Genomic DNA, 18,583 nt, shown 5'->3' with positions numbered 1-18,583 from the left:
GAATGTTATAGAAATATTTCGTTTTATGAAATAAAGGGGACGAGCAAATTGAAGACAGTACTTAAATTTATTAAACCATATAAATGGCTATTCGCATTAGGTTTAATATTAATGTTAGTAGAGCTAGCAGTAGAATTAGTTCAACCAATTTTTATATCTGAAATTATAGATAACGGTATTTTGAAGGATGATTTAAATCACGTTTATTTATATTTAGCAATTATGCTTGTAACAGGTTTAGCTGCACTAGTTTCTGGTGTGTGGAATAGCTTCGTAGCAGGTCATGTCAGTCAAGCATTTGCTTATGATTTAAGGACTGCCCAATTTAGCAAGATACAAACTTTTTCTTTAGCAACCTTAGAAAAATTTAAAACGTCTAGCTTAATCACTAGATTAACAAGTGATGTAAACAATTGTGATCAAGCAGTTTATATGTCAATTAGAATTATGTTAAGAGCACCATTGATGATTATTGGTAGTATAATAATGAGCTTTGTTGTTGAACCTAGGTTAGCGATTTACTTAGTTATAGGTACACCAATTATTTTTATAATTATTTTTATAATTGCTCGAACGGGATCTAAACTATTCACTAAAATTCAAAGAAAGTTTGATGAAATGAATAGATTTTTCCAACAAAATTTGGAAGCAGTTAGATTGATTAAAGCAAGTCAAACGAGTGAACGGGAAACAAGTCAGTTTAAAGAAAAAATTAAAGATATTAGACACAATTATACATATGCATTAAGACTTATGGAACTTATCAATCCATCATTATTACTGATTATAAATGGTGGTATTTTAGCTGTTATTTGGTTTGGTTCAGATATGGTAAATCAATCTACATTAGAAATAGGTAAGCTCGTTGCCATTTTAAATTATGGAATGAGAATGCAAGGTGGCTTTGGTATGTTAGCATTTTTAATTATGACATTAAGTAGAATGAAAGCTTCAAGTGACCGCATTGAAGAAGTGCTAATTACAGAATCAGATGAACGAGTGATAAATGACGAAGTAAACCATTCTTCAAATTATGCTTATAGTATTTCATTTAAAGATGTTTCATTTACATATCCAAATGCACATAATCCTGTATTAGAAAATATTAGTTTTGATGTTAAACCTAAAGAAACTTTTGCGATTATGGGTGCTACTGGTTCAGGCAAGTCAACATTATTAAGTTTAATACCTAAAATGTACAAAGCAACATCTGGCGAAATATTATTAAATAACAAAAATGTGAATGACTGGGATATAGAAGCTTTAAGAGATGCTATTGGTTATGTACCTCAAAAAGCACTTTTATTTTCAGGAACAATATATGAGAATTTGCAGTTTGGAGATCCGTCTGCAGAAATAGAAGAATTAGAAATGTCATCTGAAAAAGCACAAATTCATCAATCTATTGAGCGTTTTGATAATCAGTATGACACTTTAATTGGTCAGCAAGGCGTAACTTTATCAGGTGGTCAAAAACAAAGACTGTCAATCGCTAGAGCTCTCGTAAGAAAGCCGGGGTTATTAATCTTAGATGATTCTACTTCAGCATTAGACATTAAGACAGAATCGGCTTTATGGGATGCATTAGAAGATGAAGATACAACGAAGTTAATAGTGACTCAAAAGATTTCAACAGCTAAGACCGCTGATCGAATTATGTTACTTGTAGATGGACGGATTGAAGCAATAGATACACATGAGTCTCTATTAGCAACATCAAGACTTTATAAAGAAATCGCCAATAGTCAAGAAAGTGCGGTGAGTTCATCATGAGTATAAAACAACCTTATGGTCATCAGCCTGTTTTCAAAGCTGCAGATTTTTCAAAAAAGAATCCGAAAAAGAAAAAAAGAGCACGTGATACTAAAGGAACATTACTTAATATTTGGAATTTAATTGATGAAAAGCGAATTCAATTGATAATCGTAATATTTATGATTGTATGTGCTTCAATATTGAGTCTAATTGGACCATTTTTAATCGGTCGTATAATCGATACAAAAGTTATACCTAAAGATTTAAGTGGTCTCCCTCAATATATTGTAATCATACTGATTGTTTATGTATCATTATCCATAACTTCATATATTGGGTCATTTATGATGGTGAGCATTGCACAACGTACAGTCTATTTATTAAGAGATCAACTTTTTAAACATTTTCAAAAGTTGCCAGTATCATATTATGATAAGAAGCAACATGGCGAATTAATGAGTCGAATGCAAAATGATATTGAAAATGTATCACAAGTTTTAAATTCATCGTTTATTCAATTTACTTCTAGTGTAGTGACATTAATAGGTACACTTTCAATAATGCTCTATTTAAGTCCGTTACTCACACTATTAACTATGACGATCATTCCAATCATGTTCGTGAGTTTAAGATGGATTACAGCACGTACGAGTGTATTATATGCTTTAAGGCAAAAACAACTCGGTATTATGAATGGCTATATTGAAGAAATTGTGAACGGTCAAACAGTGGTTAAAGCATTTTCTCAAGAAAAATATGTAATGGAAACATTCAATGAAAAAGCAAGAAATGTAAAAGAATATAGTTTCTGGTCAACGACAATTGGCGGCATGATACCAAAAGTAATGAACTACTTAAATAATTTAAGTTTTGCTATCGTAGCAGGAATTGGTGGTATTTTAGCTTTAAATAATGCAGCTGGGGTAACAGTCGGTGTTATAGTTATTTTTGCAGAATATGCGAGACAATTCACACGACCTTTATCAGATTTAGCAAACCAATTTAATACTGTATTATCAGCTATTGCCGGTGCTGAACGTGTATTTGATATTATGAATGAACCAGTTGAAAAAGATGAAGACGATGCATCAGATTACGAAGATATAAAAGGTACTATTGAATTCGAAAATGTTGTATTCAAGTATGATAAGACTCAAAAAAATCCAACAATCAAAGACTTGTCCTTTAAAATAAATAATGGTGAATCGGTAGCATTAGTTGGTGCTACTGGAGCTGGTAAAACAACAATTGTTCAACTTATATTACATTATTATGATGTACAAAGTGGAAAAATTCTTATAGATGATATTCCAATCAATAAAATGACGCGAAAGTCTTTAAGGAAAGAAATAGGTGTTGTGTTACAAGACCCATATTTATTCGATGGAACGATAAAAGATAATATTATGTATGGCACACCAAACGCAACTTATGAACAAGTAATTGAGGCTTCTAAAAAAGCAAATGCACACGAATTTATTAAAGAGCTTGAGAGTGGTTATGAAACTGTTTTAAAAGGGGAATCCGGCTCATTGTCACAAGGGGAAAGACAACTTGTATCAATAGCAAGATGTTTGTTACAAGACCCTAAAATCTTACTGTTAGATGAAGCGACAAGTAGTATAGATACAGTGACAGAAATAAAAATTCAAGAAGCTTTAGAAACTTTAATGATCGGTAGAACGAGTATTATTATTGCCCATAGGTTGAATACTGTTAAAAAAGCAGATTTAGTATTTGTATTGGCAAACGGAGAACTTATTGAATCAGGTACACAACAAGCTTTAATAGAGCAACAAGGCATTTATTATCATATGCTAAATGCGAATGACGAAGAACAAATTAAAGAACTACATTAAAGAGGGTGAATTTATGGAATTTAGAGAAATAAATACAGATATCGAAAGCATGTTTACAGAGTATATAAGTGAATGGTATGAAAATGAAGAAAGCGTGGTTCCATGGTCAACTGATGTAAAACACCATGGTGGATTCAAAAAAATGTTAATGATGCAAAAAGAAGCAATTAATCCAATTAACAAAGACTTTGTAAAAGCAAAAACATTTGTCTTAATAGATAATCAGCATATTGTAGGTGCTGTAAATATTAGATATGCACTAAATGAATTCTTGGAAAGTAAAGGCGGACATGTTGGTTATGGGGTAAGAAAAAGTGAAAGAGGTAAAGGGTATGCAACAAAATTGTTAGAGTATGCACTGATAGAATTACGTGAAGAATCAGTTGAAAAAGCGCTCATAACATGTGATGAAAATAATTTAGCAAGTCAAAAGGTTATTATTCATAACAATGGTGTTGAAGCAGAACCTTTTATATCAGATGACAACGAAATTACAAAAAGATTTTGGATTAATCTTGAATAAATGTTAACTGTGAAAATATTTAAACTTTTTTGCACTTTGTGTTGAACTCTAATATAATATAAAGATGTAAATATATGGGCAGAAAGGGTTTTGACATTGAATGAAGAGCAAAGAAAACATGGTGCTAATGCGAAGACAGAACCTAATTTAGAAAAAGATTATAGCAAATACTTCGAACATGTTTATCAACCTCCAAACTTAAAGGAAGCTAAACAAAGAGGTAAATCACAAATTGAATATCATGATGATTTTAAAATAGATGAGCGACATAGAGGGATGGGGAAAGGTCGTAAATTCTATATTAGAACTTATGGTTGTCAAATGAATGAACATGATACAGAGGTTATGGCGGGAATATTCCAAGCGTTAGGATATGCACCAACTCATTCTGTTGATGATGCAGATGTGATTTTACTTAATACTTGTGCAATAAGAGAAAATGCTGAAAATAAAGTATTTAGTGAGATTGGTAATTTAAAGCATCTTAAACAAGAAAGACCAGACTGTTTAATTGGTGTATGTGGATGTATGTCTCAAGAAGAATCAGTTGTAAATAAAATTCTCAAATCATACCAAAATGTTGATATGATTTTCGGTACACATAATATTCATAGATTGCCAGAAATTTTAGAAGAAGCGTATATGTCTAAAGCAATGGTAGTTGAAGTGTGGTCAAAAGAAGGAGATGTTATTGAAAATTTACCTAAAGTTAGAAATGGTAGAATAAAAGCATGGGTAAATATAATGTATGGATGTGATAAGTTCTGTACGTATTGCATCGTACCATTCACACGTGGTAAAGAAAGAAGTCGTATGCCAGAAGAAATTATTGCTGAAGTTAGAGATTTAGCACGACAAGGTTATCAAGAAATATGTCTATTAGGTCAAAACGTAAATGCATATGGTAAAGATATTGAAGGATTAAATTATGGTCTAGGTGATTTATTAAATGATATGACTAAAATTGACATACCAAGAGTTCGCTTTACAACGAGTCATCCATGGGATTTTGATGATCGATTAATTGAAGTGATTAAAAATGGTGGAAATATCGTACCTCACATACATTTACCTGTTCAATCTGGTAATAATCAAGTACTAAAAATTATGGGTCGTAAATATACTCGTGAAAGTTATCTTGAGCTAGTTCAAAAGATTAGAGCAGCAATACCAGATGTTGCATTGACAACTGACATCATTGTTGGCTATCCTAATGAGACAGAAGAACAATTTTTGGAAACGATTAAACTTTATCATGAAGTTGGATTTGAACATGCATATACGTATGTATATTCACCTAGAGAAGGTACGCCAGCAGCTAAAATGAAGGATAATGTTCCTGACAAAGAGAAAAAAGCAAGACTTCAAAGATTAAATAAAGTGGTTGGAGAGTATACAGCTAAATCATTGATACCATACGAAGGACAAGAAGTATATGTATTATGCGAAGGTTCTAGTAAAAGAGATGATGAAGTATTAGCTGGATATACTGAAAAAAATAAATTAGTTAACTTTAAAGGTTCAAAAGATGTAATAGGAAAAATAGTAAAAGTTAAAATAACTGAAGCTAAGCAATATTCATTAAATGGTGAATTTATAGAGATTGTATCTAAAGAAAAGGTGGTACATTAAATGTATACAAAAGAAGATATTCTTGATCAAGCAAGAAAATTAGGTAAAATGATGTCTGAAACAGAAGAAGTAGATTTCTTTAAACGCGCTGAAGCTCAAATACATGAGAATCAAACTGTAAGAGAAAAAATGGCGAGTTTAAAATCATTACAAAAACAAGCTGTCAATTTCCAAAACTATGGTAAAGAAAAAGCATTAGCAATGGTTGAAGCTAAAATAGAAAATATAGAAAAAGAATTAGATGAAATGCCAATCGTAAGTGAATTTAAAGAAGCTCAAGTAGAAGTAAATGAACTGTTACAAATGGTGTCTCATTCAATTAGTCATACTGTTACAAATGAAATTATTGAATCAACAGGTGGGAATCAGCTTACTGGTGAAACAGGTGCTGCAGTGAATAATGCACCAAATACGAGCAGTTGTTCACATTAATAAACATAATCATTAGTCTGCCAATGCGTAGGCTAATGATTTTTTTTTACTCGTTTATTGTTAGAAGTTTTGATAAAATAGATAAATCGAAAGTTAAAAAAAGGAACGTGAAAATAGATGTCTAAACCAACGCCAATGATGGCTCAATATTTAAAGATAAAATCACAATACCAAGATACATTATTATTTTTTAGATTAGGTGACTTTTATGAAATGTTCTATGATGATGCAGTTGAAGCATCTAGAGTTTTAGAAATTACTTTAACTAGAAGAGATGCTAAAAAAGATCCAATTCCTATGTGTGGTGTACCTTATCATTCTGCTTCGGGATATATAGAAAAATTAATATCTAAAGGTTATAAAGTAGCAATTTGTGAGCAAATGGAAGATCCGACTCAAACTAAAGGTATGGTTCGTAGAGAAGTTGTACAAGTTATTACACCGGGTACTGTTATGGACCAAAAAGGAATGGATGAAAAGGCTAATAATTATATTTTAAGTTTTATTAAAGAAGATGGTGAGTTTCATTTAAGTTATTGTGATGTAACGACAGGAGAGTTAAAGGTAACTTCATTCATTGATGAAACAACTTTGATTAATGAAATTACAACGATTCATCCGAATGAAATTATAGTGAATAAAATTTTGCCAAATAATTTGTATAAACAAATTCAACTTATAACTGAAACAATCACTGTTGTAGATAGTTATGATGAACGTGATTACGAAGTTGTAACTAATACTTCTCAAGCTCAAAAGAAATCATTAAATTATTTATTAAATTATATCCATGATAATGGTAAAAGAGATATGCCTCATATAGAAGAAGTCGTGGTGTATAGAGCACTAGATTATATGAAAATGGATTTTTATGCTAAAAGAAATCTTGAATTAACTGAAAGTATTAGACTTAAATCAAAAAAAGGAACACTTTTATGGTTAATGGATGACACAAAAACGCCAATGGGAGCAAGAAGATTAAAACAATGGATTGATAGACCATTAATTAAACAACGAGATATTGAACAAAGATTAGATGCTGTTGAACTATTGGTCAACGGATTTATCGAACGTGATGAGTTAAGAAGTTACTTGAATATGGTATATGATATAGAAAGACTAGTTGGAAGAGTGAGTTATGGTAATGTGAATGCTAAAGACTTAATTCAATTAAATTATTCAATAAAACAAATTCCGTATATTAAGGAAATTATAGAAAGACTAGATTCAAATTCAATTGAAAGATTTAAAGAGCTTAAACCGTTAAGAGATTTAGAACATTTACTTGAAGAAAGCTTAGTTGAAGATCCGCCAATCTCAGTAAAAGAAGGTGGAATATTTAAAAAAGGATACCATGAAACACTTGATCAATATAAAGAAGCATCTACAAATGGTAAACAATGGATTGCAGAGTTACAGTTGAAAGAAAGAGAAAGAACTGGTGTGAAATCATTAAAAGTAAGCTTTAATAAAGTTTTCGGATATTATATAGAAATTACTCGAGCTAATTTAAATAACATAGATACTGATGCACTCGGTTATCAACGTAAACAGACATTATCAAATGCTGAAAGATTTATTACGGAAGAACTTAAAGAAAAAGAATCTATTATTTTAGGTGCAGAGGATAAAGCGATAGCATTAGAATATCAGTTATTCCTTGAATTAAGACAGAAAGTTAAGGCATTTACTGAACAATTACAAACACAAGCGAAATTGTTATCAGAGATAGATTGTCTACAAAGTTTTGCTGAAATAGCACAAAAAAATCGTTACACAAGACCAATATTTAGTGAAGACAAAACTTTATCATTAAAATCATCTCGTCATCCAGTTGTTGAGAGAGTAATGGATCATAATGATTATGTGCCTAATGACTGCTATTTAGATCAAGAAGGGTTTATATACTTAATAACTGGCCCAAATATGTCTGGTAAAAGTACTTATATGCGACAAATTGCGATTATAAGCATTATGGCTCAAATGGGTGCATATGTACCAGCAGATTACGCGCAATTACCTATATTTGATCAAATATTTACAAGAATTGGTGCTGCAGATGATTTAGTATCAGGTAAAAGTACATTTATGGTTGAAATGTTAGAAGCGGAAAAGGCAATGGTTGGTGCAACAGAAGACAGTTTAATTATTTTTGATGAAATTGGTAGAGGTACATCAACATTTGATGGATTGGCATTAGCGCAATCTATGATTGAGTATGTACATCATCATACAAAGGCAAAGACATTATTTTCTACACACTATCATGAACTTACACATCTTGATGAAACTTTATCTGGACTTAAAAATATTCACGTTGCAGCACAAGAATACCAAGGAGAACTCATTTTCTTGCATAAAGTTAAAGAAGGCGCGGTTGACCAAAGTTATGGTATACATGTTGCAAAATTAACTGATTTACCTGATGAAATTATAGAAAGAGCACATACTATTCTCCAGGAATTAGAATCTCATACAAAAGTAGAACGTAAAGTTGAAAAATTTGACCAACCTGCATTCCAATTGTTTGAAGAACATAGCCCGTCTGAAATCGAGAAGAAAATTAAATCAATAGATTTGATGAATATAACGCCTATAGAAGCATTAACAAAACTTCAAGAATTACAAAATCAACTTAAATAGAAAGTGTGAGTGCATTGGGAAAAATTAAAGAGCTTGAATTATCTTTAGCCAATAAAATTGCCGCTGGAGAAGTTGTAGAAAGACCTGCTTCTGTCGTGAAAGAATTATTGGAAAATGCAATAGATGCACAAGCAACTCAAATAGATATAACTATAAAGGAATCAGGGATACAATCAATTAGAGTTGTAGATAATGGAACTGGTATAGAAGAAGAAGACATTAATAAAGCATTTGGAAGACACGCAACAAGTAAAATAAATAATGACTATGACCTATTTCACATACGTACTTTAGGCTTTAGAGGTGAAGCATTAGCGAGTATTTCATCTGTAAGTAGAGTGACTATGAAGACATGTACTGATGGTATGCTTGGACATGAAGTACAAGTTGAAAACGGTGAAATTATTAAACAACAACCGGCTAAAGCTAAAAAAGGTACAGACATACTTGTGAAAGATTTATTTTATAATACGCCAGCAAGGTTGAAATATGTTAAAAGTCTATATACAGAATTAGGTAAGATTACAGATATCGTAAATAGAATGGCAATGAGCCATCCGGATATTTCGTTTAATCTTGTATCTGATGATAAAACAGTGCTGTCAACTAATGGATCTGGTAAAACGAACGAAGTGATGGCAGAAATTTATGGCATGAAAATAGCTAAAGATTTAGTGGAAATCAATGGTGAAACAGATGATTATGTAATGAAAGGTTACGTCTGCAAACCTGAACATACGAGAAGTAATAGACATTATATTTCTATTTTTATTAATGGTAGATACATTAAGAATTTTGTTCTAAATAAAGCTATCATCGAAGGTTATCATACACTGTTACCAATCGGCAGATATCCTATTGTCTATATTAATATTGAAATGGATCCTATATTAGTAGATGTAAACGTACATCCGACTAAACTAGAAGTAAGACTTTCAAAAGAACAATTACTTTATGATTTAATTAATAACAAAATTAAAGAAGCCTTTAGAGGAATGTCTCTAATACCAGGCACTTCTTTAGATAACCATAAGCCTAAAAAATCACAAAAAGAGATTTTTGAACAGCAGAAGTTAGATTTTGAAGCTAAACGTAGTCAGGAACCAGTGAAACAACAAAGTCAAATTGATAATGACACGATAGATGAAACAAATGAATTCAATAAAACGTTTGAAAATAATTACAAACAAAATTCAACGAATAGTACTAACTCACAGCAATGGCAATTTAAAGATAAAAAAGATAACCATTCATTTATAAATGAAGATATAGATACAAACACAGAACATTCGTACATTCAACATGAGGATGAGCAAGCTGATATTGAAAAAACAGAGATTAATAATAACGAATACGAACACGCTGTTGATATAGAAAATACAAATGACAATGATGAACAAAGACAAAATGAAGAGACTAAATCAAATACACCGCGAGTTCCTTATATGGAGGTAGTTGGTCAAGTACATGGAACATATATTATTGCTCAAAATGATACAGGAATGTTTATGATTGACCAACACGCCGCTCAAGAACGTATAAAATATGAATTCTTTAAAGAGAAAATTGGGGAAGTAACGAATGAAACTCAAAGTTTATTGTTGCCATTAACATTTAACTTTTCAAGAGACGAACATATGATTATTGAAAAATATTTGCATCCTTTAGAAGAAGCGGGCATATTCTTAGAACCAATTGGACATCATGATTATATGGTTAGTGAATATCCAGTTTGGTTGCCACATATTGAAGCAGAAGAAATCATTAAAGATATGATTGATTATGTATTAAAACATGAAAAAGTAGATATTAAAAAATTGCGTGAAGATGCGGCCATTATGATGAGTTGTAAAAAATCAATTAAAGCTAATCACTACTTAAGAAATCATGAGATGAGTCATTTGATTGATGAATTAAGAGATACAACTGATCCATTTACTTGTCCACATGGTAGACCAATTATTATTGAATTAACAACTTATGAGTTAGAAAAATTATTTAAAAGAGTCATGTAGGAGGATAAGATGAATAAACATATATTACCGGCTATTCGATCTATGAAAGATATGGAAAAATTCTTTAAGATGGACTATGATCGTTGCGTATTATTAGATACTCATATAGGTCATTTGCAAGGGATTTTAGAACAAATAAAAAAACATGATAAAGAAGTTATGTTGCATATAGACCTTATAAAAGGTTTATCTAATGATGAAGCTGCTGTTGAATATGTTATACAACAATATAAACCACATGGCATTATTTCAACTAAATCAAAAATTATAAGACGTGCGAAAAAGTTAAATACTTTAACGATATTACGAGTGTTTATCTTAGATAGTACCGCATTGAGTAGAAGCATTGAATTGATTAAACAGTCGGATCCAGACTTAGTAGAAGTGCTGCCAGGTGTTGCAACTAAAGTAATTAAAGAAATCAGTGACCAAACAGGTAAACGTATAATTGCCGGTGGATTAATAAATACGGAACAAGAAATTGAACTTGCTATTGAAAGCGGTGCCCAATATATCACGTCTAGTGATACATCAATTTGGTAAATCGATTTGACAACGTTTTCATATAGTATTATACTTCTAATTAAGTTAATATATGAGATGAGTAAATGAGACCCTCTATGACAAAACACTATGCGATAAATTTGTATAATTAATTATGCGAATAATAGGTATAGTTGTAAGTTCGTAGAGGGATTTTTATGTATTAGCACGAAAAATATTAGGAGGGTGTTTAATATGAGTGAATTTTTAGCGGAAGTAATTGGTACAGCCATTTTGATATTATTTGGTGGCGGTGTATGTGCTAACGTTAACCTTAAAGGTGCGTTAGGTAAAGGTGCAGATTGGATCGTTATTTCGTTAGGTTGGGGGCTTGCTGTTATGCTAGGTGTTTATGCAGCTGGTAATGTTTCGGGAGCACATTTAAATCCTGCAGTAACACTTGGGTTTGCAATTGACGGATCATTCCCATGGTCTAAAGTCGTTCCATTCATCATTGCTCAAATGATCGGTGCCATGATTGGTGCAGCACTTGTATGGGCTACATATTTACCACATTGGAAAAAAACTGAAGATCAAGGTGCGAAATTAGCAGTATTCTCTACTGGACCTTCATATCCAAACTATGTTGCCAACTTCTTAAGTGAGATTATTGGAACTATGATCTTAGTTATGGGATTATTGTTTATAGGAGCTAATAAATTTACTGACGGTTTAAATCCACTTATCGTAGGTTTATTAATCGTAGCGATTGGTTTAAGTTTAGGTGGTGCGACTGGTTATGCAATTAACCCAGCTCGTGACATTGGTCCACGTATTATGCATATGTTATTACCAATTCCAGGTAAAGGAAGTTCAAACTGGAAATATGCAGTTGTTCCAATTTTAGGACCTATTGCTGGTGGTATGCTTGGTGCAGCATTGTACAACATTTTATTTAACGGGGTTGTTAATGGTTTAGTTATTTTCTCACTCATCTTTACAGTTGTTGTCGTATTATTCGGTATTGTATTGAATAAAGCATTACTAAAAGGTGAAGTTTCTGAAATTCTGTAACAAACAAATTTATAGGAGTGTTTAATATGGAAAAATACATTTTATCAATTGACCAAGGTACAACAAGTTCAAGAGCTATACTATTTGATAAAGAGGGAACTATCAAATTTGTTAGCCAACGTGAATTTAAGCAATACTTTCCAAAAGGCGGTTGGGTTGAACATGATGCAAACGAAATTTGGACATCTGTTCTAGCAGTTATTTCTAGTGTGTTGAATGAAAATAACGTTAGTCCTAACCAAATTGAAGGTATTGGAATTACTAACCAAAGGGAAACAGCAGTTGTTTGGGATAAAAATACTGGTCGTCCTGTATACCATGCAATTGTTTGGCAATCTAGACAAACACAAGACATATGTGCAGATTTGAAATCTAAAGATTTAGAACCAATATTTAAAGAGAAAACAGGTTTGTTATTAGATCCTTACTTCTCAGGTACAAAAGTAAAATGGATTCTAGATAATGTTGAAGGTGCTAGAGAAAAAGCTGAAAACGGTGATTTACTATTCGGTACAATTGATACATGGTTAATTTGGAAATTTACTGGAGAAACGCATGTAACAGACTATTCAAATGCAAGTAGAACATTAATGTATAATATTTACGACTTAAAATGGGATGAAGAATTATTAGAATATCTTGATGTTCCAAAATCAATGTTACCTGAAGTTAAACCATCAAGTGAAGTTTATGGTTATACACAAGAACATCATTTCTTCGGTGAAAAAATTGCGATTGCTGGAGTAGCTGGTGACCAACAAGCTGCATTATTTGGCCAAGCTTGTTTCGAAAGTGGAGATGTTAAGAACACTTATGGTACTGGTGGTTTCATGTTAATGAACACAGGTGAAAAAGCAGTGAAATCTGATAGTGGATTACTTACAACATTAGCATATGGTTTAGATGGAAAAGTAAACTATGCACTTGAAGGTAGTATCTTTGTATCTGGATCTGCAATCCAATGGTTAAGAGACGGATTAAGAATGATTAAATCTGCTCCAGCTTCAGAAGAATACGCAAAACGTGTTAAATCTACTGAAGGCGTTTATGTTGTACCAGCATTCGTTGGTTTAGGTACACCATATTGGGATGCTGATGCTAGGGGTGCCATTTTCGGATTAACACGTGGTACTGAAAAAGAACACTTCATTAGAGCAACATTAGAGTCATTATGTTATCAAACAAGAGATGTGTTAGAAGCAATGGAAAAAGACTCTGGTATTAATGTTGAGACATTAAGAGTTGATGGCGGAGCAGTTAAGAATAATTTCTTAATGCAATTCCAAGCAGATATTGTAAACACACCGGTTGAAAGACCTGAAGTAAATGAAACTACTGCACTAGGTGCTGCTTACTTAGCTGGATTAGCGGTAGGTTTCTGGAAATCAAAAGATGAAATACAACAAAGATGGAAATTAGAAACAGAATTCAAACCTGAACTTGAAGAAGAAGAAAGAGAAAAACTTTACAAAGGTTGGAAAACTGCAGTAAAAGCCACTCAAGCTTTTAAATTAGATTAAGTTGTGTTATCATTAAGGTAAGTTAATATTCCGTAGAGACGTGAGAGGCTTTGTTCGTACAATTTATTGTAGGGATGAGTCTCTCATTTTTTTACATTTTATAGGAGGAAATGATTATGCAACAATTATCAGCGTTAAACCGCAACCAGGTTAAAGATCAACTTAAGAATACAGAATATGATGTAGTCGTTATAGGTGGAGGTATTACTGGTGCAGGTATTGCATTAGATGCATCTCAACGTGGAATGAAAGTAGCATTAGTAGAAATGCAAGACTTTGCTCAAGGTACAAGTTCAAGAAGTACTAAACTAGTCCACGGTGGATTACGTTATTTAAAACAATTCCAAGTAGGCGTAGTTGCTGAAACAGGAAAAGAAAGAGCAATTGTTTATGAAAATGGACCACATGTAACAACACCAGAATGGATGTTATTACCATTGCATAAAGGTGGAAGTATGGGACCTTTCACAACTTCTATCGGCTTAAAAGTATATGATTTCTTAGCAGGAGTTAAAAAATCAGAACGTCGTACAATGTTAAATAGAGATGAAACTATTAACAAAGAACCTCTAGTTAAGCAAGATGGCTTAAAAGCGGGTGGCTATTATGTTGAATACCGTACAGACGACGCTCGTTTAACAATTGAAGTTATGAAACGTGCACGTGAATTCGGTGCTGATATTATTAACTATGCAAAATCAAACAAATTTTTATACAACAAAAAGAACAAAGTTGCTGGTATAGAAGCTACTGACTTATTACAGAATGAAATTTTTGAAATTAAAGGTAAAAGAGTTATTAATGCAGCAGGTCCATGGGTAGATGAAGTAAGAGGGAAAGATTACTCAACAAACAATAAACAACTTAGATTAACTAAAGGTGTTCATATTGTCATCGACCAAAGTAAATTCCCATTACAACAAGCTGTTTACTTTGATACTGAAAATGATGGCAGAATGATTTTTGCTATTCCTAGAGACGGAAAAGCATATGTTGGTACAACTGATACAATATATGACAATGATAAATCATCACCTAAAGTTACAGAAGAAGACCGTCAATATTTAATAGATGCGATTCACTATATGTTCCCAACAGTTAAAGTTGAAGATAAAGATATAGAATCTACATGGGCTGGTGTAAGACCATTAATCTTTGAAAAAGGTAAAGATCCTTCAGAAATATCTCGTAAAGATGAAATATGGGAAGGTGACTCAGGATTACTTACAATTGCAGGTGGTAAATTAACAGGTTACCGTCACATGGCTCAAGACATTGTTGACTTATTAAGTAAACGTCTTAAAGAAGATTACAAATTAACATTTAAACCTTGTAACACTAAAGAAACTTACATTTCTGGTGGTAACGTTGGTGGTAGTAAAAATTATGAATCATTTGTAGAAAGCAAAGTTAAAGAAGCTAAAAACTACAACCTTTCTGAAGATGCTGCACGTTATTTAGCTAGAAAATATGGTTCAAACGTTGACGAAGTATTTGAAATTGCTCACGCTACACAAGTTGCGGATGTAAACTTGCCAATCGAAGTATACGCAGAAGTGATTTATAGTATTCAAAAAGAAATGGTTCATAAACCAACAGACTTCTTAGTACGTCGTTCAGGACGTTTATACTTTGATATTAGTTACGTATTAGAACATAAAGATGCTATTGTTGAAGTAATGGCAAAAGTATTAAATTATGATAATGACAGTAAACGTTTATATAAAGATGAATTAGAACAAGCTATTAAAGAAGCGGTTAATCCAAACGATCAACCAGCAATCATAAAATAATTTGTTAATATTTGGTATTTTTTTGCGCTGACTCCTGCGGGAAAAGCATGCGCATAAAAAAGCTGAGACATTTAATTGTCTCAGCTTTTTTATTTATCAGAGAAAGCAGGTAATATATTTTTATCAGTATAGAATTTGATATAATGATTCAAAAGGGAGGCGTATGTCTTTGAGACGTTTTAATCATAGAATTACTCTGTCAACAGAACAGACGTTAGAAGTTACCATAGATAAAACAGATGAAAAACCTATAGGCATTATACATATATTGCACGGTGTAGCTGAGCATAAAGATAGATATGACGCTATAGTTGAGTATTTATGTAAAAGAGGCTTTCATGTTATTCGTCATAATCATCGTGGACATGGTATTAACATTGAAGAATCAACGAGAGGTCATTTCAATTCATTACAAGATTTAGTTGATGATACTAAAGAAATAAGAGATACATTTAAAAATGAATTGAATCCTGATTTACCTTATATATTACTAGGTCATTCAATGGGTTCACTAATTGCAAGAAAATTCGTACATGATTACCCAGATGATGTTGATATATTAATCTTATCTGGTACTGTAGTTTATTCGAATTTACGCGGCAAAATGAACTTATACGCTCTAAAAGTAGTGAATTTATTTTTGGGAAGTCGTACTAAGTCTAAATTTATTAACAATATTGCATTCAAAACTACTAACCGTCAACATAAAGATTTAAACAAAGATAATAATTGGATTAGTCAAAGTGATGAGAACCGTGAACTATATGAGCAAGATAAATTTGCAGGATTTCCAGTATCACACAAAATCCTTTTAGAGACAGTTAGAGCTACAGTCCAAACTAAAAAATCAAATTTCATAAAGGTGCAAAATAAAAATATGCCTATATTACTTGTATCAGGTAAAGAAGATCATTTTGGTGGTTTTGGACAAGGTATTAAACAATTAGCATCTATTTATAAACGTTCAGGTGTTAAACATGTCACAGTGCAACTATATAAGAATAAACGTCATGAAGTTTTATTTGAAACGAATCAATACGCCGTTTATGAACATTTATATAATTGGTTGAATTTACAAATTAAACAATTAGAAAAAGAGGAATCTTCAAATGAATGATAAACCATTAATTGCAATAGTTGGACCAACTGCTGTAGGGAAAACTGAATTAAGTATTAGATTGGCTAAAGCTTTAAATGGTGAAATTATAAATGGTGATGCTTTTCAAATATATAAAGGCTTGGACATTGGTACTGCCAAAGTTACAGAAGAAGAAAAAGAGGGTGTAGTCCATCATTTAATTGATGTTTATGAACCCGATGAACCTTATTCTGTCTACAAGTTTAAACAAGATTTTACAAAAGTAGTTGAGGATATTCATAATAGAGGTAAGTTACCTATATTAGTTGGTGGAACTGGGCTATATGTTCAGTCAGTATTATATGATTATCAGCTTGAAGAAGAAGAAATAAGTTCTGAAAAAATGGAAATTATAAATAATAAATTAAATAAATTATCTAATTTCAAAAATAATGAATTGCATGACTATCTTTATCAAATTGATCCAGAAACTGCGTCAACAGTGCATCCAAACAATCGCAAAAGAGTTGAAAGGTCAATTGAATATTACTTAAAAACAAAAAAAACTTTAAGTGAACGAAAGAAAAGCCAGACATTTTCTGGAAAATATAGTACAATATTAATTGGGATAGAAATGTCGCGCGAAATATTATATGAAAGAATTAATATGCGTGTAGACATGATGTTGCAGCGAGGATTATTAAGAGAAGTGTCTAATCTTGTTGAGAAAGGGTATGAAAATTCTCAAAGTATGCAAGCAATTGGATACAAAGAATTAATACCTGTTGTAAAGGGAGAAATAGATATAGAAACTTCAAAAGAACAAATCAAGCAAAATTCACGTAGATATGCCAAACGTCAAATGACATGGTTTAAAAATAAAATGAATGTTACTTGGTTTCAACGGGATAAACAGTCTTTATCAGAAATCGCAGACAACGTAATCCAATTATCCAAGTGAAGGGGAAAGTCATATGGCAGAGAAAGAAAATATTCAAGAAGTATTGTTGGAGAAATTCAAATCAGATGGTACTGAATTAACAGTCTTTTTACTGAATGGATTTCAAATGAAAGGCAAAATTGTCAACTTTGACGATAATGTTGTACTTTTAGATATTCAAGGGAAAGAAAATCTAATTTACAAACATGCTATTTCAACTTTCGTAGATACACAAGACGAAGAAAATAAAGACAATGAATAAAGTCCTGTGATGTAATTAAGAGGTTCTAAGATAGTAGTTTAATATACTATCTTAGAACCTCTTAAATTTATAATAATTCTTCTATTGAACTTCTTAATTGATCTGGACTTTTTTGTGGAGAAAAGCGATTAACGACCTCACCATCTTTGTTTACTAAAAACTTAGTAAAGTTCCATTTAATAGCTCCATTTAATATACCTTTTTTCGCAAGCGTAAGGTATTCATATAGTGGATGTTGTTCAGAACCTTTTACTTTTATTTTTTCATGCATTGGAAAAGTTACACCAAAGTTTAATTTACAGTTTTGGTAAGCTTCATATGAGTCTCCAGGTTCTTGATTGCCAAATTGATTACAAGGGAAACCAAGTACGACAAAGCCTTTATCTTTATAATCTTGATAAAGCTCTTCTAATCCTTCAAATTGTGGAGTGAAACCACATTCACTAGCAGTATTAACGATTAAAATTGCTTTCCCTTTATATTCAGACAATGAATATCTCTCACCGTTTGTTTTCGCAACTTCGAAGTCATAAATTGACATTGCAATCACTCCTTTTCTTATTACCATTATAGT

General features: G+C 31.8%; 15 protein-coding genes. 14 read left to right on the top strand and 1 reads right to left on the bottom strand.

The annotated features are described in order from the left end of the window. Positions 1-48: 48 nt before the first annotated feature. The 14 genes from LQ609_RS00710 (at position 49) to hfq (ending at position 18,009) form a co-directional block, all read left to right on the top strand. A complete protein-coding gene (locus tag LQ609_RS00710) occupies positions 49-1,773 on the top strand; it encodes an ABC transporter ATP-binding protein (RefSeq protein ID WP_239734229.1) in 1,725 nt (574 codons plus the stop codon). After that, entirely contained in the window at positions 1,770-3,614 is a 1,845-nt protein-coding gene (locus LQ609_RS00705; RefSeq protein ID WP_078356281.1) for an ABC transporter ATP-binding protein, read from the top strand. The genes LQ609_RS00710 and LQ609_RS00705 overlap by 4 nt, the downstream gene beginning before the upstream one ends. 13 nt (positions 3,615-3,627) lie before the next feature. Beyond that, positions 3,628-4,137, top strand: a complete 510-nt coding sequence (locus LQ609_RS00700) for a GNAT family N-acetyltransferase (protein ID WP_239710357.1) — start codon at positions 3,628-3,630, stop codon at positions 4,135-4,137. Positions 4,138-4,233: 96 nt separating this feature from the next. Then, entirely contained in the window at positions 4,234-5,769 is a 1,536-nt protein-coding gene (gene miaB, locus LQ609_RS00695) for a tRNA (N6-isopentenyl adenosine(37)-C2)-methylthiotransferase MiaB (RefSeq protein ID WP_078356283.1), read from the top strand. Continuing rightward, the gene (locus LQ609_RS00690) at positions 5,770-6,201 is read left to right on the top strand and encodes a YlbF/YmcA family competence regulator (protein WP_078356284.1); all 432 of its coding nucleotides are present in this window, start codon (positions 5,770-5,772) and stop codon (positions 6,199-6,201) included. A 117-nt stretch (positions 6,202-6,318) separates the two neighbouring features. Beyond that, on the top strand, positions 6,319-8,844 hold the full coding sequence (mutS, locus tag LQ609_RS00685) for a DNA mismatch repair protein MutS (protein ID WP_078356285.1): 2,526 nt from the start codon (positions 6,319-6,321) through the stop codon (positions 8,842-8,844). A 14-nt stretch (positions 8,845-8,858) separates the two neighbouring features. Next, positions 8,859-10,859 carry a DNA mismatch repair endonuclease MutL gene (gene mutL, locus LQ609_RS00680; RefSeq protein WP_078356286.1) on the top strand — a complete coding sequence of 667 codons (2,001 nt, stop codon included), beginning with the start codon at positions 8,859-8,861 and terminating at the stop codon, positions 10,857-10,859. A 9-nt stretch (positions 10,860-10,868) separates the two neighbouring features. After that, positions 10,869-11,402 carry a glycerol-3-phosphate responsive antiterminator gene (locus LQ609_RS00675; protein ID WP_078356287.1) on the top strand — a complete coding sequence of 178 codons (534 nt, stop codon included), beginning with the start codon at positions 10,869-10,871 and terminating at the stop codon, positions 11,400-11,402. A 195-nt stretch (positions 11,403-11,597) separates the two neighbouring features. Then, positions 11,598-12,416 (top strand): MIP/aquaporin family protein, encoded by an 819-nt coding sequence (locus tag LQ609_RS00670; protein ID WP_078356288.1) that lies wholly within the window; start codon positions 11,598-11,600, stop codon positions 12,414-12,416. A 26-nt stretch (positions 12,417-12,442) separates the two neighbouring features. Continuing rightward, on the top strand, positions 12,443-13,936 hold the full coding sequence (glpK, locus tag LQ609_RS00665; protein ID WP_107509961.1) for a glycerol kinase GlpK: 1,494 nt from the start codon (positions 12,443-12,445) through the stop codon (positions 13,934-13,936). A 116-nt stretch (positions 13,937-14,052) separates the two neighbouring features. After that, positions 14,053-15,729, top strand: coding sequence for a glycerol-3-phosphate dehydrogenase/oxidase (locus LQ609_RS00660; protein WP_078356290.1), 1,677 nt, complete (start codon positions 14,053-14,055; stop codon positions 15,727-15,729). A 169-nt stretch (positions 15,730-15,898) separates the two neighbouring features. Beyond that, complete coding sequence (locus LQ609_RS00655; protein ID WP_158079015.1) at positions 15,899-16,846, top strand: alpha/beta hydrolase; 948 nt, start codon at positions 15,899-15,901, stop codon at positions 16,844-16,846. Further along, on the top strand, positions 16,839-17,768 hold the full coding sequence (miaA, locus tag LQ609_RS00650; RefSeq protein ID WP_078356292.1) for a tRNA (adenosine(37)-N6)-dimethylallyltransferase MiaA: 930 nt from the start codon (positions 16,839-16,841) through the stop codon (positions 17,766-17,768). The genes LQ609_RS00655 and miaA overlap by 8 nt, the downstream gene beginning before the upstream one ends. Before the next feature lie 13 nt (positions 17,769-17,781). After that, complete coding sequence (hfq, locus tag LQ609_RS00645; RefSeq protein ID WP_078356293.1) at positions 17,782-18,009, top strand: RNA chaperone Hfq; 228 nt, start codon at positions 17,782-17,784, stop codon at positions 18,007-18,009. A gap of 67 nt (positions 18,010-18,076) precedes the next feature. Here hfq and LQ609_RS00640 read toward each other — a convergent pair whose 3' ends face one another. Then, on the bottom strand, positions 18,077-18,550 hold the full coding sequence (locus LQ609_RS00640; protein WP_078356294.1) for a glutathione peroxidase: 474 nt from the start codon (positions 18,548-18,550) through the stop codon (positions 18,077-18,079). Between the last annotated feature and the right edge of the window lie 33 nt (positions 18,551-18,583).

The sequence above is a fragment of the Mammaliicoccus sp. G-M28 genome, from assembly GCF_022386595.1.
Lineage (GTDB): Bacteria > Bacillota > Bacilli > Staphylococcales > Staphylococcaceae > Mammaliicoccus > Mammaliicoccus fleurettii.
This window is presented reverse-complemented; position numbering and strand designations above follow the sequence as displayed.